Source organism: Brevundimonas sp. Root1423, assembly GCF_001426805.1.
This window is the reverse complement of sequence record NZ_LMFL01000048.1, coordinates 1-18,765: the sequence shown is the minus strand read 5'-3', so window position 1 is coordinate 18,765 and position 18,765 is coordinate 1. Positions and strand designations below refer to the sequence as shown.

Here is an 18,765-nt window from a genome sequence, read left to right as displayed (position 1 = left end):
CCCCGGGGTCATGGTCATCGATAAGCAGGAGCACGACGGCTACATCACCCCCGTCGACGCCGCCGGCGAACACGCCGTCTACGTCAGCCGCATCCGCAGGGATCCGACCGTCGAGAACGGCCTGTCGCTGTGGGTCGTGTCCGACAACCTGCGGAAGGGCGCCGCCCTCAACGCCGTCCAGATCGCCCAGCTGCTCGACGAGACCGGCATGATCAAGCCGGCCTCGGGGTATCGAAGCATCACCGTCTGACCAAACACCGCCGTCACCCTCGGGCTTGACCCGAGGGCCAGACGATCCGCCGTTCGGTCGATGGAACGGCCCTCGTTCGCGGGGCCGCCCCCGAGACCCGCCGCCTCCCACCTCTGTTCCTCGGGTCAAACCCGAGGATGACGGACGAAAAGAATGACACCCCCGTCCGCCACCCCCCGCGCCGCCCTGATCTCCGCCTTCGGCTGCTATGTCATGTGGGGCTTCATGCCCCTGCTGTTCATGGGGCAGGGCGCGCTCGGCTTCGATTCACTCGAGATCCTCGCCCACCGCGCCCTGTGGGCCGTGGCGGTCGCCGGCCTGCTGGTGCTGCTGGCCAGGCAGGGCGGTCAGGTCCGCTCCGCCCTCACGAACCCGAAGACCCTCGGCTGGCTGACCCTCTCGACCCTGCTGATCGGCGTCAACTGGGGCCTCTATGTCTGGGCCACCACCCATGAGGCCACGCTCGAGGCCAGCCTCGGCTACTACATCAACCCGCTGCTCAACATGGTCGTGGGCCTGTGGCTGTTCCGCGAAAGGATCGACAAATGGGGCTGGGTCGCCATCGGCCTCGCCGCCGTCGGCGTGGCCTTCCAGACCGCCGCCCTCGGCCGCCCGCCGTGGATATCCATCGTCCTCGCGATCAGCTTCGCCAGCTATGGCGTGATCCGCAAACGCGTCCCCATCGACGCCCAGGCCGGCCTGCTGGTCGAATGTCTGCTGCTGGTTCCGTTCGGCCTCGCCTGGGTGCTCTGGCTGCAGCACACCGGGGCCGGCGTGGCCTTCGACAGCCCCGTCAACACCCTCTGGGCCCTGGCCAACGGCCCGGCCACTGTCCTGCCCCTGGCCCTGTTCGCCTGGTCGGCCCGGCGCCTGCCATTGTCGACCCTCGGCTTCATCCAGTTCCTCGCCCCGACGCTGCAGTTCGCCGTCGGCGTCTGGGCCGGCGAGGCCCTGACGCCGCTGCGCATCATCAGCTTCGCCTTCATCTGGGGCGGCGCCGCCGTCTTCGCCGCCGCCGCCTTCTTCCGCGTCCGCGCGGCGCGCGAGGCCCTGAAGCGGTCGGCCGAACCGGCGTAGAAGTGGCTGGTGGCTGGTGGCCAGCCACTCCCTTAAAGCCCCGCGTACAAAGCCCCGATCAACCGTTGCGCCCGCGGGTCGCCGATCAGGTGCGGCGACTGGCGGGTCATCACATAGGCTCCCGACACGCCCGCGTCCGGATCGGCGAAGGCGCAGCTCCCGCCCCAGCCGCAGTGGCCCGCCGCGGTCGGATTGGGGCCGAAGATGTGCAGGCCCTCGTTGCGCATCAGCCCCGCCGCCCAGCTGACGTCGAACGGCACCACCTTGTCGCGGCCATGGATCCGCTCGCGCAGCATCTCGGCCAGCACGCCGGGGGACAGGACGGTCCGGCCGTCCAGCGTCCCGCCGTTGGCCAGCACCCCCATGATCCGCGCCAGGTCCAGCGCCGTGCCGTGCAGATTGGCCGAGGGCATCTCCACCATCCGCCACTCGGCCGAGCCGCGCCCGCCCGGCGCCGAACCCCTGTCGAGGAAGGCCGAGGTCTTGATCGCGTCGATGGTCCCCAGATCGGGCGCCGCCGTCGGCTTGCGCAACGCCGCCACCCGTCCGTGCTCCGCCTCGGGCAGGCCGATCCACAGGTCCAGTCCCGGGAAGTCCTCGCGCAGGGCCATCCCCATGCTGCGTCCGTCCGCCAGCCGGAACAGCTCGCCCGCCAGGAAGCCGATGGTGATCGGGTGATAGCCCGAGGCCGTCCCCGGCGGCCACATCGGCGCCTGCGCCGCCAGCCGCTCCAGCACCGCCTCGCGGTCGAACCAGATCGCCGGATCGACCGTCTCCGAGAAGCCCGGCAGACCGGCCTGATGGCTCATCATCTGGGCCACGGTGATCCGGTCCTTGCCGGCCTGGCCGAAGGCGGGCCAGACGGTCGCGACGGTCTCGTCATAGGACAGCCTGCCCCGCTCGACCGCCGTGGCGATCAGCAGGGCCATCACCGCCTTGCCGGTCGAGAACACCGGCGTCAGCGTGTTCTGGTCATAGGGAACGGTCTTCGCCGCATCGGCCCAGCCGCCCCACAGATCGACCACCGTCTCGCCGCCGATGCAGACGCTGAACCGCGCCGCCTGTTCGTTCAGCCCCTCGGGCGCCTCGGTGAAATTGGCGGCGAAGGCGTCCTTCACGGCGGCGAAGCGCGGCGGGCAGACGCCGTGGATGTCGGGGAGGGTGGTCATGCCCCATGTCCTACCGGCGCCTGCCCGATCCGTCACCCCGGAACCGTCTTCGCCGCATCCGCCCAGCCGCCCCACAGATCGACCACCGTCTCGCCGCCGATGCAGACGCTGAACCGCGCCGCCTGTTCGTTCAGCCCCTCGGGCGCCTCGGTGAAATTGGCGGCGAAGGCGTCCTTCACGGCGGCGAAGCGCGGCGGGCAGACGCCGTGGATGTCGGGAGGGGAGGTCATGGGGATGTCCTACCGGCCCGCCCGGCGCGCGTCACCTACTGCCGCCGCCCGGCCGACGCCTGCCTGGCCGCCTCGAACTCCGCCCCCGGATTCCACTCCGGCCAGTCGGCGCTGTCGGCTAGGTCGTGGCCCACGAGGTACAGCAGGTCCACGTCCACCGCCGCCGCGTCCATCACCCACTCCGGCGTCCATGCGTCCGACGGCTTGTGATAGCGGTTCGCCACATAGTCCCGGCTGGCTTCGTTGTGCCCGGTGAAGCCCGCCGCCCCGAACAGGGCCGGCACGCCCTTCTTCGCCAGCGGGAAATGGTCCGAGCGGTAGAAGCCGCCCGCCTGCGGGGCCGGGTCGGGGATCAGGGTCCGGCCCTGCTCCGTCGCCCGCCGCTCCAGCCACGCATCCGTCTGGCTCTTGCCCGCCCCCATGACCACGATCTGCGGCGAGACCTCGGTCCCCGGCAGCAGGGAGTCCATGTTGATGTTGGCCACTGTCGTCTCCAGCGGCCAGACCGGGTTGGCGGCGTAGTATTCCGCCCCCAGCAGTCCGGCCTCCTCGGCCGTCCAGGCCGCGAACACCACCGACCGCTTCGGCGCCTCGCCCGCCTTGAACAGCCGCGCCAGTTCGATCAGCCCGGCCACGCCCGTCGCATTGTCGACGGCGCCGTTATAGATGTCGTCGTCCCCCACCGGCGTCGCGCGGCCGTAGGCGTCCCAGTGGGCGCCGTACAGGACAGTCTCCTCGGGATGTTCCGACCCCGGAATCCGCGCCAGTATGTTGCGGCTCTCGATCCGGTCGGCGGTCTGGCCGAAGTCGATCGACATCGTCACCCCGTCCAGCGTCACCGGCGAGAACTCCGGCGTCCGCGCCGCCTCGCGCAGGGCCGCGTAGTCCAGCCCCGCATCGGCGAACAGCTGCTCCGCGACCGGCCCCTGGATCCACCCCTGCGCCGGCACGCGCTCGGCGTCCGGATCGGCCCGGACGATGTCGAATTTCGGCGCCGTCGACGACCCCTCGAGCACGCTCCAGCCATAGCCGGCGCCCGCGGTGTCGTGGATCACCAGCACCGCCGCCGCCCCCTGCCGCGCCGCCTCCTGGAATTTGTAGGTCCAGCGGCCGTAGAAGGTCATCGCATTGCCGTCGAACCGGCCCGCGACCGGATGCCCCTCGGGCGCGCCGAAGTCCGGATCGTTGACGATGACCAGCAGCACCTTGCCCTTCAGGTCCATGCCCTTGAAGTCGTTCCAGCTGCGCTCGGGCGCGTCGACGCCATAGCCAGCGAAGACCACCGGCGCGTCGAGGACGGTGATGCGGTTCACCGGCCGGTCGCTGGACACCAGAATATCCGGCCCCCGCTCCAGCGCCCGCGTCCGGCCGCCGCTGCTGACCGTGATCATCGCCGGCCCGTCCTGCCGCGTCCGCCCGAGCTGCGCCGCCTGCACCCATTGGCCGTCCGGCCCGCCCGGCTCCAGCCCCAGCGCCTGGAACTGGCCGACGACGTAGTCCACTGTCTTCTGCTCGCCCGGCGTCGCCACCCCGCGCCCCTCGAATTCATCCGAGGCCAGCACCCGCACATGCGCGTTCAGCCGCGCGGCGTCGGCCTGCTGGGCGAGGGCGGGGGAGGCGGTGAGCAGGGCCGCGACGGCGGCGGCGAGGATCATGCGGTGCTGGGTCATGCGACCGTTCTAGCGCCTTCGATCAGAGACCGTCACTCCTCGTTCAGATCGCGCCGACCACAGGTCCGTGACCGTCTTGAAAGCGCCGTCGCGACGCGCTTTAACTTTCCGAACAGTGGAGGCGGACCTTTGACGCGTTATTTGGCGGGGACGGCGGCGCTCCTCCTTGTCTGCACGCCTGCCGTGGCCCAGTCGCCGCAAACCCTTTGGGTTATGTTCGCGCCTGAGAGCATTGCACTGGACGACTCGGCGACCAGCCAGCTTCAGCGGTTCGCTGTCGATCTCGGCGCCAGGCATGTCATCATACGCGGGCGCGCCGACCCCTCCGAGGGCCGCGAGGCGGACGTCGACGATCTTTCACAGCGCCGCGCCACGATCGTACACGAGCATCTCCAGGCCTACGGCGTCAGCGTCCAGCGCATGACCGTCGGAGCGTCTGATTCCTCAACACCGGCCGGGAACCCGGAGGATGCCGGCCAGAACCGCCGTGTCGAGGTCATCGCCTATACCCCCTCACACCGGCGCCCGCCACGCTGAAGGCGCACGCCGCCGGTCCACACACCGGCCATCCAGAGCAGCCGCTCGAAGGCATTTCAGTCGTCATGCGCCGACGGAAAGACCGCCCGGATTACCGCAGCGTCACCGCGCCGCCAGCCACCTCATCACCCCGTCCGCCGCCGCGACGCCCGACGCCATCGACGCCTGCAGCAGATAGCCGCCCGTCGGCGCCTCCCAGTCCAGCATCTCTCCGGCCGCGAACACGCCCGGCATGGCCGTCAGCATCAGCCCGTCGTCCAGCTGGTCCAGCCGCACCCCGCCCGCCGACGAGATCGCCCGCGCCAGCCCCTGCACCCCCGTCAGCGTCAGCCGCACCGCCTTGATCCGCCTGGCCAGCTTGTCCGACCCCGCCGGCAGCTCGCCCGGTATCTCCCGCAACAGCCCGACCGCCGGCGCCGACAGCCCGCCCGCCTTGCGCAGCCAGTTGGTCACGCTGTCCTTGCCGCGCGGTTTCGCCAGCCGCCCGGCCAGCGCCTCGACCGACAGGTCGGGCCGCAGGTCCACGGTCAGCACCGCCGTCCCGTCCCGTTCGATCGCGTCCCTCAGCCCCGCCGACAGGGCGTAGACCGCCCCGCCCTCGATGCCATAGCGGGTCAGCATCGCCTCGCCGCGCACCGTCTGCCCGTCATGCGTCATGGCCACCGGCTTCAGCGGCTGCCCCGCGAACCGTTCCGCGAACACCTCGGACCAGGCCACGCCGAAGCCGACGTTCGAGGGCCGGAACGGCGCGACCTCCACGCCCTCCAGCATCGTCGCCCACGCCCCGTCCGAGCCCAGCCGCGGCCAGCTGGCCCCGCCCATGGCCAGCACCACGGCGTCGGGCCGCTCGACCGCCTCGCCCTCCGGCGTCGCAAACACCCAGGCTCCGTCCCGCCGTCCGATCCATTTCGACCGCGTCCGCACCTCGACCCCCAGCCCGGCCAGCCGCCCCAGCCACGCCCGCAACAGCGGCGAGGCCTTCATCGCCCGCGGAAACACCCGCCCGGACGACCCCGTGAACGTCGCCTGTCCCAGCCCCTCGGCCCAGCCGATCAGATGCGTCGGCGAAAACCGCTCCAGCCACGCCGCCACCGCGCCCGCCGCCGGGCCATAGCGGCCGACGAACCCCTCCATCCCCTCCGAATGCGTCAGGTTCAGCCCGCCCCGCCCGGCCATCAGGAATTTGCGCGCCGGCGAGGGCATGGCCTCGTGCACCACCACCTTGAGCCCGGCCTGCGCCAGCCGCTCGGCCGCCATCAGCCCGGCCGGCCCGGCCCCGATCACATGGACGGTTTTGGATGAGTCAGTCATGCCGACCCACTACGCTTTTCCGGGCATCCCGGCGAATGCGAAGACGGTGGCGGCGCTCTCTCTTCTTTCGTCATCCTCCGGCGAGCGCAGCGAGACCGGGGGACCCGGCGGCGCCGAAGGCGATCTGTTCACGCACGCGGGCTTATGGCTGGTCTGCGGCAGGGTCGCGCTCGCGCGCGCCGCTGGGTCCCCCGGTCTGCGCCGCGAAGGCGCGGCTTGCCGGAGGATGACGAAAGGGTGAAGGGCGCCGTCGCGCGAAATTTGGCTCGGGGAACACCCGCATCGCGCATACGCTCATCCCCCATGAGCGTCGCCTTTACCCGCGAGGAGGATCTGGAGGCCACGGCCGCCGATCTTCCCGACCGCCCCATCTCCCCGCACCCCAATCTGGTCACGCCCGCGGGCCTGGCCGCGATCGAGGCCGCCCTGGCCTCGGCCCGCGCGGCCTACAGCGCCGCCCAGGCCCACGGCTCCATCGAGGCCGACCGCACCGCCATGGCCCGCGCCACCCGCGACCTGCGCTACTGGTCCGCCCGCCGCGCCACGGCCCAGCTGGTCGAGACCGAGCCGGACGGCCGCGTCCGCTTCGGCGGCTCGGTGACCATCGAACGCGAGGACGGTCGGGCCCAGACCTGGCGCATCACCGGCGAGGACGAGGCCGATCCCGCCGCCGGCTCGGTCAGCCATGTCTCGCCCCTCGCCGTCGCCCTGATCGGCAGGAGCGTGGGCGACGAGGCCGTCGTCGCGGGCCAGACGGTGGAGATCGTCGCCGTCGATTGACGGTCAACGGTTGCCCCGGCCCCCCGCTTGCCCCACCTTGGGGAACACAAGGCGCTCCCGCGGCGCTTCCTGCGCTCAAGCAGCGTCAATCATCTGCGCTCAGGCAGCGCGAAGCGCGGTAGCGCCACAAAAAGAGAAAGAGCCGCCGATGGCCCGTAAGCCCAACTACAGTTTCGAGCGTCAGGAACGCGATCGCGCCGACGCCAAAAAGGCCGCCGAGAAGGCCGCCGCCAAGGCCGAAAAGAAAGCCGCCGCCGCCGCCCGCAAGGAAGCCGGCCTGCCGCCGCTCGAGGAAGACTGAGTTCAGGCGTCCCTTCCGCCCTCCGCCGCTTTCGAACCGAGCGGTGCAGGGCGGGCCAGGTACAGGCTCATCGGTGAGGTAGGGCGATCTGCCGAACCCCGGACGCCCCGAACCGCTGCAACGGGTTGCAGGCGGTCTATCGGCTTGAGCTGGAACGCGCGCCCGCGTCCCGCCAGTATCCCGCCCCTCCCCCTTCGCCGTCATCCTCGGGCTTGACCCGAGGATCAGAGGTGGGGCCGCGCTGTACCCCGGGACGGCCCCGCGAGGGTGGAGACGGTTCCCTGACCGAGCACCGGACGGTCCGATCCTCGGGTCAAGCCCGAGGATGACGGGCGGGGGGCGAGGTGGTGGTGGTGCGAAGCGCCGGACGCAGACGCTGCGAAGGTCTGGAATGGGTGGAAAGCAGACCTTGGTGAACGCTGTGCCTCTGCTATCGTGCCGACATGCGCATCATCTTCATGCTGATCTTTGCAACTGCGTTGGCGCTGATCGCCGGAGTGGCGTGGGCATGTTCCTGCCCATACTGGAGAAGTGCCTCAGATCAACTCGGCTTCGCAGACGTCGCGTTCGTGGGACAGGCGATATCCTCTACAACGGGGCGCGACGGTTACGTGGTGACGGAGTTCAATGTCTCTCGCACACTGAAGGGGGCTCACCACGACGTTCAGCGGATCACGCACGCGCCCGGCTCTTGGGGCGCCACCTGCGGCATAGACTTCGTTCAATCACGAGATGTTCTCGTTCTCGCCAAGAGGCAGGGCATCAGAATGTCTACGAGCGCCTGCGCCACACCACGCTTCGCTCAGGGCGACTTCGAGCGAGCTGCTGCGCGCTGAGAGCTATTCCAAAACCGGAGTCCGCAACGGGTCGGGAGCCGACTGTCGCCTAGGGGTGGAAAGCGGACGTTGTGCTCAGCGTTGGAACGCCACCGTTTCGCTCGACGCAAAAGGCGGCAGGACAACGCCATTCTGCCAGTCCGAGCGGAAGCCGGGCAGCTTCTCGATGTGACGGAGCAGCGCGTCCCATCCCTCTGCCTCCTCGTGAAACGTCCAGACTTGCCCGCCTACTTCGACATCGCAGCAGACGAGATCGACGGTGATCTGATCGCGTTTGTAGAAAACCGCCGAGGTAATCTCCGGAAGTGGAAGCTGGCTCAGAATCGCGGGCGTGATGCTCATTACACGGCAGTGTTGCCGCCCGAGTTCATGTCCGCAATGGGTCGGGAACGGAAGCGGGCGTCGCGGCAGCGGCCTCAGCCGGCCCCCGCCGCCATCGCCTCGCCCAGCACAGCCTCCATCTGGCCGATGCCGTAGGGCTTCAGCAGCAGGCGGAAATTCTCCCCCGCCGCCGCCGAGGCCGCCTCGCTGTATCCGGTCGTCAGCACCACGGGCAGATCGGGACGCCGGCGGCGGATTTCCTTGCCCAGACCCAGCCCGTCCAGCTCGCCCGGCATGACCATGTCGGAGAACACCAGGTCGAACCCCTGGTCGCCGTCCAGGATGTTCAGGGCGTCGGCGGCCTGGGCGGCGCGCACATAGGTGTAGCCCAGGTCGCGCAGCATGTGCCCGACCCCCGCGGCGACGGCGTCGTCGTCCTCGACCAGCAGAAGCCGGCCGCCGCGCTTGCGCCGGGGCCCCGGCGTTTCCGCGCCCGTCTGGGCCGGCCCCAGGGCCGTGGCTTCCTTCTCGCTGCGCGGCAGGCACAGGGTGAAGGTCGTGCCGCTCCCCTCGACGGACTCGACGCGGATATCCCCGCCCGAGGACCGCACGAAACCATAGACCTGCGACAGACCCAAGCCCGTGCCGCGCCCGACCTCCTTGGTGGTGAAGAAGGGCTCGAACACGCGCGAGGCCACGGCCGGCGACATGCCCGTGCCGGTGTCCGACACGGTCAGGCAGACGGTGTCGCCTTCCCCGTTCGATCCCGTCACATTGCGCGCCGACAGCGTCAGCGTGCCGCCGTTGGGCATGGCGTCCCGGGCGTTGACCGCCAGGTTCAGCAGGGCCAGCTCCAGCTCGCCCGCGTCCGCCTCGACCCGCCACAGGCCCTCGGGCAGGTCCACCACCACTTCGATGTCCTCGCGCAGCGACCGTTCCAGCAGGAACCTCAGCCCCTCCACCTGGGTCGGCAGATCCAGCACGTCGGCCTTCAGCGGCGAACGGCGCGAGAAGGCCAGCATCTGCCGCGTCAGGGCGGCGCCCCGCTCGACCGCCTGGCGCACGCCCTCGCTCAGGGTCTTGCGCTTCTTCGGATCCTCGGTGCGGTCCAGCAGCTCGATCCCGCTCGAGGCCACCATCAGCAGATTGTTGAAGTCGTGGGCGATGCCGCCGGTCAGCCGGCCGATGGCCTCCATCTTCTGACTCTGGCGCAGCGCCTCCTCGGCCTTTTCGCGCTCGGCCATCTGCTGCTGCAGCAGCAGATTGGTCTCGACCAGAACCTCGGCCCGGCGCGCCAGCTCGCGGTTGGCCCGCCTCAGGGCGCCCTGGGCCACGGCCAGGACGACCACGACCAGCACCGCCAGGCCCAGCACCAGCAACAGGCCGGCGTAACGGCTGAACCGCTGCGACGGGGGGGTGTCGAGCAGGCGCAGCCGCGCCGTGCCCAGCCGCTGGCCCGCCTGTTCGACGGGCCGCACCACATACAGCCGGCCGTCCTCGAAGACGGTGGCGCGGTCCCGGGGCGTCGCGATCGCGGGGATGGTCTCGCCCGCGCGGGCGAAACTGGCCACCACCCGATTGTTCTCGTCATAGACCGCGGCGGCCAGGACGTTCGGATTGATCTGGACGGCGTCGACATAGTCCTGGGCCGCCGCCCGGTCGTCGAAGGCCAGGGCGCCGCTGACCGCCGAGGCCAGCAGATCGGCCTGGGCTTCGGCCTCGCGGGCCAGCTGCTGTTTCAGCCCCCGTTCGCTGACCACGGTGGTCGCCACGCCCGCGATCAGCAGCACGATCAGCGAGACCAGCACCATCAGGGGAAAACGCGCCCGCCGCAGTCGCTCCATCCACGCCATCTCAGCCGCCCCGCACGGTAAGGGCGAGGTTCAGCAGGCGCGAGCTGAATTGCAGCCCGTTCCGCAACGCCGACTGCTGGTCGATGTGGAACCGCACCCGGCCCTGGCTGAGCACGAAATGGACCGCGCCCCGGTCGGGCGCCGTCGCACTGTCGGTGACCAGCAACAGGCCCGGCTGGCCCGCCGCCGCGGCGAGGGCCGCGCCGCCGCCCTGGCCCACATAGACGATGTGGCAGCCGGCCAGCGCCGTCGCGTCCGCGCGCCGGCGCACCGCCAGCGGCCGGCCATGGGCCGTCTGGGCCCGGGCCGCCGCGTCGAGCGCCGGGCCGAACGGGTCGCGGCCCGCCACACAGATGACGACCGGCGACTGGGGGGTCTGGAAGGCGCGCGGCGGCCATTCGACGAAGGCGGCGAAGCGGACGAGGTAGTTGGCCTTGACCGAATATTCGAGCCGGCTCTGGGCGGCCACGGGCCCGGCCGCGGTCAGGAGCATCAGGCCCCAGACCGCCGCCACGCCCGCCGGGATGCGCCGGGCTCCGCTCATCTCAGAAACTCGTCCGCAGGGCGACGAAGACGCTGCGGCCGAAGGCCCGCTGTCGGGCGGAGTCGCCGGTTTCGACGCGCCGCTCCTCCAGCAGGTTCTGGCCGCTGATCGACAGCTCCAGCGCATCGGTGAAGCGCCACCCCAGCCGCGCGTCCGCCTCGACCCAGGCTTCCGTCCCGCTCGTCTGCAGCGCATCGACGGCGCGCAGGCGCAGGTCCAGGTCCAGCCGGTCGGTGATCCGCGTCTGCGACTTGAGCAGCAGCTGATACGCCGGATCGTCCCCGGTCGAGATCAGGCCCGTGATGTCCGAGCCCGACGGATCGACCGCGAAATCCTTGTCCAGGGTGCTGAGGCCCGCGCTGAGCCGCCACCGGTCCGTGACGTCATAGCTGCCCCAGGCCTCCACGCCCCAGGTCTCGCCCGCGCCGAAATTGGTCAGGCTGAGCGGGAACACCGTCACCGGATGGAAGGACGCCGTCCGCAGGTCGTCATAGACGTTGTAGAAGGCCGAGATCGAGAACGAGACATGCTCGCGCGGCCGGGCGCGCCAGCCGGCCTCCCAGGCCGTCAGCGTCTCGGACTGGAAGTCGCCGCCGACCAGGAAGCCCGGCAGGGTCAGGTCGCGCTCGATCCGGTTCGGCGTGCGGCTGGCCCGGCTGATCGCGCCCCACACCAGGTCCCCGCCCGGCCGTTCCCAGCCGAGGCGGACGTTCGGCAGGAATTCCTGGCCCGAGAAGCTGTTGTCCTCGACCTTCATCCCCAGCGTCAGGGTCAAGGCGTCCGTCAGGGCGATCTGGTCCTGAGCGAACAGGTTGGTCAGCGACAGGGTCCGCTCGGCCGGGTCGAGGAAGGCCCCGCCCGGCGCGGCGGCGAAGCGCGACTGCACCGTCCGGTAGCCCGCCCCCAGCACCAGCCGGTGCCGGCCCCGGCCGAAGGCGTGCTGGGCCGAGACGTCCCAGGTGTCCGAATCCTCGACCCCGCCCGATTCCGTCCGCTCGAACCGGTCGTAATAGGCCTGGACCTGCAGTTCGCCGCCCGCCAGCGGCCGCGACCACCGCCCCACGACATTGCGCCCGCTGACCCGGGTCTCCTCGCCGCTGAAGCCCTCGTTGACGGCCACCTCATTGTCGAACACGTCGCCCTGCAGCGTCAGCCGGTTGTCGCCCACGGTCCAGTCCGCCCGCGCCCCGCCGCGCAGCCCCGACGCCGCGTCCGTCGCGTCCCCGCCGGTCAGGCGATCGCTGTCGTCCCGCGCAAAGCCCTTGATATAGGCCCGCCACGCCCCGGCCTCGCCCAGCCGCCCGCCATGCCTCAGGGCGAAGGTCGCGTCCTCGTTGCCGACCCCCGCGCTGACCAGGGTCCCGGTCGTCTCCGCCGCCGACCGGGTGATGATGTTGATGACGCCGTTGACGGCGTTGGCCCCGTACAGGGTCCCGCCCGGCCCGCTGACGACCTCGATCCGCTCGACGTCCTCCAGCATCACGTCGCGGGCGTCCCAGAACACCCCCGAGCTCAGCGTCGAATACAGGCTGCGCCCGTCCAGCAGCACCTGCAGCTTGTTGGACATCTCATAGCCGTTGAAGCCGCGCGCGCTGATCGCATAGTCGACCGCATTGACCCGCTGCACGTTCAGATTGGGGGCCAGCCGCAGCACCTCGGGCAGGCTGGTCGCGCCCGAGCGGCGGATGTCGTCGCCCGTGATGACGAAGATCGCCGCCGCCGCGTCGGCCAGGGCCTCGGGCCGCCGCGACACCGAGGTCACCTCGACCAGGGCCAGCTCTTCCAGCGACAGCCGCGACAGGTCCTGCTCCGTCGGCCCCGCGCCCTGGGGAATCGCCGCCGGATCCGCCGCCGCCGTCATCGACAGGGCCGACAACAGGGCCGCCCCGCTGGTCGCACTCAATACCGCCAAAGCCCCTCGCCCCCTGAAGCGCAGCCATTGTAATCGGCTGGAACGCCGCGCCCGTCAAACGGTTGCCCGCCCTTTTCGCCCGCCTAAAGCACCCGCAGCGACGGTCCCCTCGCCCCCGGCGCCGGCAGCAGATCGGTCACCGCCCAGACCAGGGCGTCGGCCCGGTCGGGACTGGCCCCGCCCGCGTCCTCGCCGCCCAGCCCCATCAGCTCCTCCTCCAGCGCCTCCAGCCCCGGCGCGTGCGCCACCCGCCCCTGCTCGTACAGCGCCGCCACCGGCTCGGCCCGCGCGACCTTGCCCACCGACGCATGCACCCGCTTCACCGCGACCGACAGCCCCGAGGCCTTCAGCACCGCCTCCGCCATCGCCCCGCCGTTGTTGCTCTCGACCACCACCCGCCGCGCCCCGTACGCCTCCACCGCCCGCCGCACCCGCTCGGCCCAGCCCTCGGGCGACAGCCCCTGCGCCGTCCAGTCCGCCAGCACCCCGACCCGGTCCCCGCGCCGCCCGGCCACCACGATCCCGCACGCATCCCGCGCCCGCCCCGACAGCGTCCCCGCCGGCGGATCGACGGCCACCACGACCTTGTCAAAGACAGGAGAAACGCGTTCTCCCTCCCCTTCATGGGGAGGGATGTCGGCGCGCAGCGACGACAGGGTGGGGTACGTCTGAACTTCCCCACCCGGGCTTCGCTTCGCTCCGCCGTCCCTCCCCACTTCGGGGGAGGGAGAATGCGAAAGCAGCCCCCACCCCGCCCGCGCCCTCTCGATCTCCGCGAGCGTGAAAAGCGCCCCCTCATCCTCCAGCACCCGCCCGTCCAGCTCCTGCGCCGCCCGCCGCGTCCCGCCGTACAGCCCCTCCATCGCCGCCAGGAATCCCGGCGCGAGGTTCCCCGCATTGGCGCGCGTCGGCGCATCCGTCCGCGCGCAGCCGTCCTCCGCCAGCACCCCGCGCAACACCCGCCCCGGCTTCGGCGTGGACGTCAGAACCAGCCTCGGACCCTCCCCCAGCCTCAGCCCCAGCCGCAGCATCGCCAGCGTCTCCGCGCCATAGGACCAGGCGCAGAACTCGTCCCCCCAGGCCGCATGGAACTGCGGCCCGCGCAGCCGCTCCGGCTCCTCGGCCGAGAACAGCAGCCCCACGGCCCCGCCCGGAAAGCTCACCTGCCTCAGCGACGAGGCGAACGCCGCCCCCGTCCGGAACGGCAGGTTCATCACCCCCGACGGCCCCTCGACCATCACCGTCCGCGCATCCCTTATCGTCGGCCCCACCAGCGCGATCCGCCCGCCCTTTCCCAGCCTCTGCGCCGTCTCCCACACCCACTCCGCCCCCGCCCGCGTCTTCCCCGCCCCGCGCCCGCCGAGGAAGACCCAGGTGCGCCACGGGTCCGTCTCCGGCAGCTGCCCCTCGTGCGCGTCCTCCCGCCAGAGCTCGCGCGCGAACTCGTCCTCCGTCAGCCACCGGTACACATCCTCTCCCTCCCCTTCATGGGGTGGAGGAAGGGTCGGCGGAGCCTCACCCACCCGTCTCCTCCCCATGCAATGGGGAGGGGGACCCCGAAGGGGTGGAGGGGTACGCCCCATCCCCGGCCCCCTCCCTCGCCGCCTCCCGGTCCGCCGCCCGCCGCCGCAGAAACTCCAGCGCCGCCACCCGTCCCGGATGGGTCGGATCCATCTCCTCCCCCGCCTCGCCGCCGGTCCGCCCCATCCCGTCCAGCGCCGCCGCCAGCTTCGCCCAGCCCATCGCCGCCGGCGCATCCTCGCGCCGCATGCAGGCCACCGCCCGGTTCATCGCCTCGCGCGCCGCCCCGTCCCGCGCCTCATCGTCCACTGCGGCCAGCGCCGCTGCGAACGCCTCGGTCGCCTTCCGCGCCGAGCCGTCCAGCCCCAGCCCCGCCCCGATCGCCGGCCCCGCGACCGGGTCCGCATCCCCGCGCACCTCGGCCGCCTCCAGCTCGGCGTCGGCCGCCTCGGCCAGGTCCTTGCGTCGCCAGCCCTCCTTCTTCGCCCGGAAGCCGATGGTCCGCTCGCCCGCCCCGTACCGCGCCGACAGCCAGGGGACCGAGGCCCCCGCCGCGAACTCCCGCTGGATGCGCGCCCACATCCGCGTCCCCAGCTTCACATGCCCCCGCACGCGCGGCCGCCGCACGACCGCGCCGTCCGCCCCGTTTCCGATTTCGCCCCTGATTTCGTCCGCCACCCTGCGCCCCTGATCCGTTTCATGGACCGGAGAGTCTGGCGCCATCCGCTCCTGCGGCTTGAAGATGACGCTGCCCGCGCCGGGAAGCCCCGCCGGATCAGCGGCTTGCGCCGCCGCAATCGTCTGGCTGGCGGCGAACTGTCAGCATTTCAGCCGGGATGGCGGCGACGGCGCGGAGCGCGGTCGGGCCGTTGCGGTTCATGCGGTCGGCGGTTCGGGGAGCGGGCGGGACGGCGAAGGCTGCAATCTGCGGCTCATCCGCCGCCTCGGCGGGTGCAGATTAGTTCAGGGACCACGTGCAGCGCGGTGAGAAAAGGAGGCCTTGGCCCCGTGGCCAAAGCCCCGCACCGGAGGTTCTTCTCACGCGCCATAAGCTCGCGTTTGGACTACCAAGCTTTCATCCTGAATAGTCGACCGTCGTCCCCCACGTCATGGAGACGCACGACGATATCGGACGGTTCAAACACCGGATCCTCATCACTGCGCGGGGGAAGGTCTGAGTCGATCAGAGTTATGATCGATTGCAGGCCCAGCGCGGTGTAGCTTCGGATGACCCCCAAGAGGTTTTCCTTCTTTCGGTCATCGAGCGATTCCAGCACCCCGTCGTGGAACGCGAAGCGAGGAAATGCGTCATCCAGATGCGCGCGAAGCAGCGACAGATCGAATGCGACGCACAACAACTTCTTGTAGCTGAACCCACGATCAGCGCTCGTCGCCACCCCGGCATCATCAAGCAATTCCGCCCGGAAATCGAGGTGTCCCTGCTGATTGACCACGACGCTCAGGAGCGCCTTGTGATCGATTACGTCCTCAACGATTTCGTTGAAGAACAAACGGATGCGCGAGAACAGGCTGTCGCTATCCGCGTTCTTTGCCTCAACGTCGGCCTCGATTGCGGCCTGTAGGTGGCTTTTCTCCTCGGCCAAAGTACGAATATCAGCCCGCAATTGCTGAAGCCGATGCACGAACTCCCGCTGACGTTCGAGGCCTTCGATATCAGCTCGCAACGTCACCATCTCACCCGATAGGTGCTTGTATTTGGCGAAGGAGTCCGTGCTGCTGAGGAAAGCCAGCATCTCGGATCGACGCTTACCCAGCGCGTTCAGCTCAGCATTTATTACCTTGAGTTCCGCCTCGATCTCCTCGCGCTCTTCGACGAGATAGACCCGGCGTTCCTCAGTGATCGCCTTGTTGAATGCGATCAACTGCTGAAAATCGCGTTTGATCTGCCCATCAAAGAGAACTCCGGCTTCGCGGAAAAGAACCCGCGCATCTTCCGGGTCGAAAAGTATCTGATCCTCTTCGAGAGAGCTGATAACCTTTTTTCGATTTTGAGTGAGGGAGTACCGGCGCTGATTAAGGTCCGCGATACGTTCGTCGACCTGATCCACAAGCTGCTTGGTGTCCGCCTTGTCTTGGGTTCGGAAATCGAAAGCATCGAGCAATTCCTGCTTCCTGCTGACCTCCTGTCGCTTCAGAAGTAGAAGGCCATCAATCTTTCCGGCGTCCTCGATCTCGCCGCCAAGCTCCTGGCGGATGGTCGTGGCCTTGTGCTCCTTCTCCCTAAGCTCGTCCTCCTTGGCATAGTGTTGGGTGATCAGATCGGCGTTGAAGCCGAGAATATGAGCAAGGAAAGGCTTCCAGTCGGCGTGGGAATTCGCAAACTTGCGCAGGTGGAAAACGTCGCGGAAGTCCTCCTGCGATCGAATGAAATAACCGAGTCCTTTTCGGTAGCGCCACGGTTTTAGCGCCCGCCAGTCGAGAAGACTGTCGAGCAATTCCTTGGCGCGATCGAAGGGAACGTCAATGTGATCCCAGTCTCGGTCAGGCAGAGTCGTGAAATCTTGATGCCGACCCGTGTGCTTCTTGAAGGCGATCTTTGAGGCTTCGGCGACGCTGCGACGCACGGTTACATAGCTTCCGTCGGGCAGCTCGATCTCAAGGAAGAATGTGAAATCTTCAAAGCGATCGAGATGTTTGAACAGGAAGAATTTGGCGTCGCGCCCGGCCAGAAAGCCGAAATCGAGAAGCCGGCCCAGGGTCGTCTTGCCCAAATTGTGTGTGTCGCGGTCACGGTTCTCCGGCACGCGGATTTCGGCGAGCACCACGTTGAATTCGGGCTCGAATTCCACCGGAACGAAAACCGTCGGCTGATCGGAATAAAGCTTAGACGGCTTCATTCTGGCCCACATATTCGACGGCGTCTGTCTTGGGATGGTATTCGATTAGACCAAGTAGGAACAGGAAATTTAGTGAGGGCAGGAACAACACGTCACCACCAGTTACTGATTTGCGCGCGTACTTAAACAGCATCCCATAATCACAGAGTCGCTGCGAACGTAGGCGGGCCAAGAGAACCAAGGCGACATTGACGACGGTGCGGTCGGGGTGGGCGTGTTTGCTAGGCCTCAACATTCGCCACCTCCCCGATGTCGCAGTTCCAGTACATGTAAAAAAGCACCGCGCGGGTCAGACGCTTGTGCTGACGCTGCCGCAAGATTGGGTCCCGCTGGAAGAGAAGATCAAGCAGATACTCCATGACCGCGTCGAAATTTTGGAAGGCTTTCCGCTTCGAGATGATCTTCATCTGGAACTCCTCGGCAGTCGCCTCGTAGGACTTGAGAATTTCAAGATTCTCGGGCGCGGCCAGGAACGCCCGGATTTGCGCGGTGTCCTTCAGATATCGCCTGCGCAAAGCCGCCGCATAGTCGGCGGTCATGTTGTTCAAGTCGTTCTTTTCCTCGTACGAGGTCCGCTCACTCGGCGGCGCATCGAGCACAGCCGACAGATCGGCGTCATGACTCGCAATCGCTTCGACAACGATGGCGAGTTCGTCGGGCGACACAATCAATGGGGAGTCGACGGGATCCAAGTCGGCGAGAGCCGCCACCTCAGGAAACTGCTTCAGATAGAGCTCCAGCTGCTCCACGCCGCAGAGATAAATCGACCCTTCGGGAAGGCCGCACGTCTCAGCGATATACTTGGTGATGTTCTGGTCGGCATTGCCCGCGAGCCGGCGGTTGGCAAACAGCATATAGTGGTCGAGCTGCTTCGCCTCGCGGAGCTTAATGATCCGCGGGACCTCCTTTCCAATCACCGTGTCTTTGGCGGTCGGGCTGTAAAAATCGGCCTCGCCGAAATGGCGGTTATACCCATTGGTGTGTTTGGCTTGGACAACGGTCGTTCCGACCCATGGCGCAGCTTTGCTCGGATGCAACTCCGCCGTACCCACGAATTTGGCATCCCGGCCGCCGTCAGGCCCCTTGGCGAAGCCCTTCACAGAGACGCCCAACAACCGCTGACAAAGTAGGACAATCAGTCGCTCAAACTGATCCTCACTCAAATCCTCATAGGCGAATTTCATCGTAGACCCCCCGCAGTCAGGCTTGATCGTCCAGAGCCGCCCGACGCGCGCTGCGCGCCGGTAGCATACTGGCCATACAACCGGGAACAACGATCGCAACTCAGGCCGACTGCATCGTGCCTTCAGCCAACACCTGCCGCTGGCAACGAACATCAACGGCCACCAAAAAAGGGCGGGCCCGTCACCGGACCCGCCCTCTTCTGTATCAGCTTGAACCGCTGAACGACCGGATCAGAAGTCCATGTCGCCCATGCCGCCCATGCCGCCGCCCATGCCGCCGCCGGCGCCGCCGGMCGAGGCCTTCTTCGGCGCRTCGGCCACGGCCGCTTCSGTSGTGATCAGGATGCCGGCCACCGAGGCGGCGTCCTGCAGGGCCGTGCGCACGACCTTGGCGGGGTCGATGACGCCGGC

The 18,765-nt window shown here is 68.8% G+C and carries 20 protein-coding genes and 1 pseudogene; 7 read left to right on the top strand and 14 right to left on the bottom strand.

Annotated features, from left to right (window positions below):
* Together ASD25_RS24825 and rarD are read left to right on the top strand one after the other, a co-directional pair.
* Positions 1-250, top strand: a 250-nt coding sequence (locus tag ASD25_RS24825) for an Asd/ArgC dimerization domain-containing protein (protein WP_255356195.1), incomplete at its 5' end; no start/stop codon positions are given.
* A gap of 153 nt (positions 251-403) precedes the next feature.
* Positions 404-1,327: an EamA family transporter RarD gene (gene rarD / locus ASD25_RS24820; protein WP_055826798.1), complete on the top strand. Its 924-nt coding sequence runs from the start codon at positions 404-406 to the stop codon at positions 1,325-1,327.
* Positions 1,328-1,359: 32 nt separating this feature from the next.
* On the opposite strand, the gene ASD25_RS24815 is transcribed toward rarD, so the two are convergent.
* From ASD25_RS24815 to ASD25_RS24805, 3 genes are read right to left on the bottom strand one after another with little or no spacing between them, the layout of a single operon-like run.
* Positions 1,360-2,496 (bottom strand): serine hydrolase domain-containing protein, encoded by a 1,137-nt coding sequence (locus ASD25_RS24815; RefSeq protein ID WP_056621449.1) that lies wholly within the window; start codon positions 2,494-2,496, stop codon positions 1,360-1,362.
* 32 nt (positions 2,497-2,528) lie between these two features.
* Positions 2,529-2,726, bottom strand: coding sequence for a hypothetical protein (locus tag ASD25_RS24810; RefSeq protein ID WP_056621447.1), 198 nt, complete (start codon positions 2,724-2,726; stop codon positions 2,529-2,531).
* Positions 2,727-2,761: 35 nt separating this feature from the next.
* The gene (locus ASD25_RS24805) at positions 2,762-4,396 is read right to left on the bottom strand and encodes a M28 family metallopeptidase (RefSeq protein ID WP_055826792.1); all 1,635 of its coding nucleotides are present in this window, start codon (positions 4,394-4,396) and stop codon (positions 2,762-2,764) included.
* Between the two features lie 129 nt (positions 4,397-4,525).
* On the opposite strand from ASD25_RS24805, the gene ASD25_RS31100 reads away from it, so the two are divergent.
* Positions 4,526-4,933: an OmpA family protein gene (locus ASD25_RS31100; RefSeq protein ID WP_055826789.1), complete on the top strand. Its 408-nt coding sequence runs from the start codon at positions 4,526-4,528 to the stop codon at positions 4,931-4,933.
* A gap of 102 nt (positions 4,934-5,035) precedes the next feature.
* Here the strand turns inward: ASD25_RS31100 and ASD25_RS24795 are convergent, their stop codons facing one another.
* The gene (locus ASD25_RS24795; RefSeq protein ID WP_055826786.1) at positions 5,036-6,244 is read right to left on the bottom strand and encodes a TIGR03862 family flavoprotein; all 1,209 of its coding nucleotides are present in this window, start codon (positions 6,242-6,244) and stop codon (positions 5,036-5,038) included.
* Here ASD25_RS24795 and ASD25_RS30790 point away from each other — a divergent pair.
* From ASD25_RS30790 to ASD25_RS24785, 4 genes are all read left to right on the top strand, one after another.
* Positions 6,243-6,485 (top strand): hypothetical protein, encoded by a 243-nt coding sequence (locus ASD25_RS30790; RefSeq protein WP_156376868.1) that lies wholly within the window; start codon positions 6,243-6,245, stop codon positions 6,483-6,485. The two genes, ASD25_RS24795 and ASD25_RS30790, sit on opposite strands and share 2 nt — an antisense overlap.
* A gap of 62 nt (positions 6,486-6,547) precedes the next feature.
* Positions 6,548-7,024, top strand: coding sequence for a transcription elongation factor GreA (gene greA / locus ASD25_RS24790; protein ID WP_055826783.1), 477 nt, complete (start codon positions 6,548-6,550; stop codon positions 7,022-7,024).
* Positions 7,025-7,172: 148 nt separating this feature from the next.
* Positions 7,173-7,325, top strand: a complete 153-nt coding sequence (locus tag ASD25_RS31400; RefSeq protein WP_200943719.1) for a hypothetical protein — start codon at positions 7,173-7,175, stop codon at positions 7,323-7,325.
* A 443-nt stretch (positions 7,326-7,768) separates the two neighbouring features.
* The gene (locus tag ASD25_RS24785) at positions 7,769-8,161 is read left to right on the top strand and encodes a hypothetical protein (protein WP_055826780.1); all 393 of its coding nucleotides are present in this window, start codon (positions 7,769-7,771) and stop codon (positions 8,159-8,161) included.
* 75 nt (positions 8,162-8,236) lie between these two features.
* On the opposite strand, the gene ASD25_RS24780 is transcribed toward ASD25_RS24785, so the two are convergent.
* The 10 genes and pseudogenes from ASD25_RS24780 to groEL all read right to left on the bottom strand — a co-directional run.
* Entirely contained in the window at positions 8,237-8,503 is a 267-nt protein-coding gene (locus ASD25_RS24780) for a hypothetical protein (RefSeq protein WP_055826777.1), read from the bottom strand.
* A 74-nt stretch (positions 8,504-8,577) separates the two neighbouring features.
* Positions 8,578-10,326, bottom strand: coding sequence for an ATP-binding protein (locus ASD25_RS24775; protein WP_055829579.1), 1,749 nt, complete (start codon positions 10,324-10,326; stop codon positions 8,578-8,580).
* 10 nt (positions 10,327-10,336) lie between these two features.
* The gene (locus tag ASD25_RS24770; RefSeq protein ID WP_055826774.1) at positions 10,337-10,879 is read right to left on the bottom strand and encodes a YfiR family protein; all 543 of its coding nucleotides are present in this window, start codon (positions 10,877-10,879) and stop codon (positions 10,337-10,339) included.
* Position 10,880: 1 nt separating this feature from the next.
* The gene (locus ASD25_RS24765; RefSeq protein WP_156376867.1) at positions 10,881-12,782 is read right to left on the bottom strand and encodes a TonB-dependent siderophore receptor; all 1,902 of its coding nucleotides are present in this window, start codon (positions 12,780-12,782) and stop codon (positions 10,881-10,883) included.
* 92 nt (positions 12,783-12,874) lie between these two features.
* Complete coding sequence (locus ASD25_RS32440) at positions 12,875-14,260, bottom strand: terminase large subunit domain-containing protein (protein WP_235561686.1); 1,386 nt, start codon at positions 14,258-14,260, stop codon at positions 12,875-12,877.
* Positions 14,261-14,306: 46 nt separating this feature from the next.
* On the bottom strand, positions 14,307-14,990 hold the full coding sequence (locus ASD25_RS32900) for a hypothetical protein (protein WP_162246612.1): 684 nt from the start codon (positions 14,988-14,990) through the stop codon (positions 14,307-14,309).
* A 386-nt stretch (positions 14,991-15,376) separates the two neighbouring features.
* On the bottom strand, positions 15,377-17,170 hold the full coding sequence (locus ASD25_RS24750) for a DUF2326 domain-containing protein (protein WP_055826766.1): 1,794 nt from the start codon (positions 17,168-17,170) through the stop codon (positions 15,377-15,379).
* Positions 17,157-17,405 (bottom strand): ABC-three component system middle component 8, encoded by a 249-nt coding sequence (locus ASD25_RS33415; protein WP_082559986.1) that lies wholly within the window; start codon positions 17,403-17,405, stop codon positions 17,157-17,159. Before ASD25_RS33415 ends, ASD25_RS24750 begins: the two co-directional genes overlap by 14 nt.
* Positions 17,392-18,354, bottom strand: a complete 963-nt coding sequence (locus ASD25_RS24745; RefSeq protein ID WP_055826762.1) for an ABC-three component system protein — start codon at positions 18,352-18,354, stop codon at positions 17,392-17,394. Before ASD25_RS24745 ends, ASD25_RS33415 begins: the two co-directional genes overlap by 14 nt.
* A 231-nt stretch (positions 18,355-18,585) precedes the next feature.
* Positions 18,586-18,765, bottom strand: a pseudogene (gene groEL / locus ASD25_RS24740) (chaperonin GroEL); the annotation flags it as partial.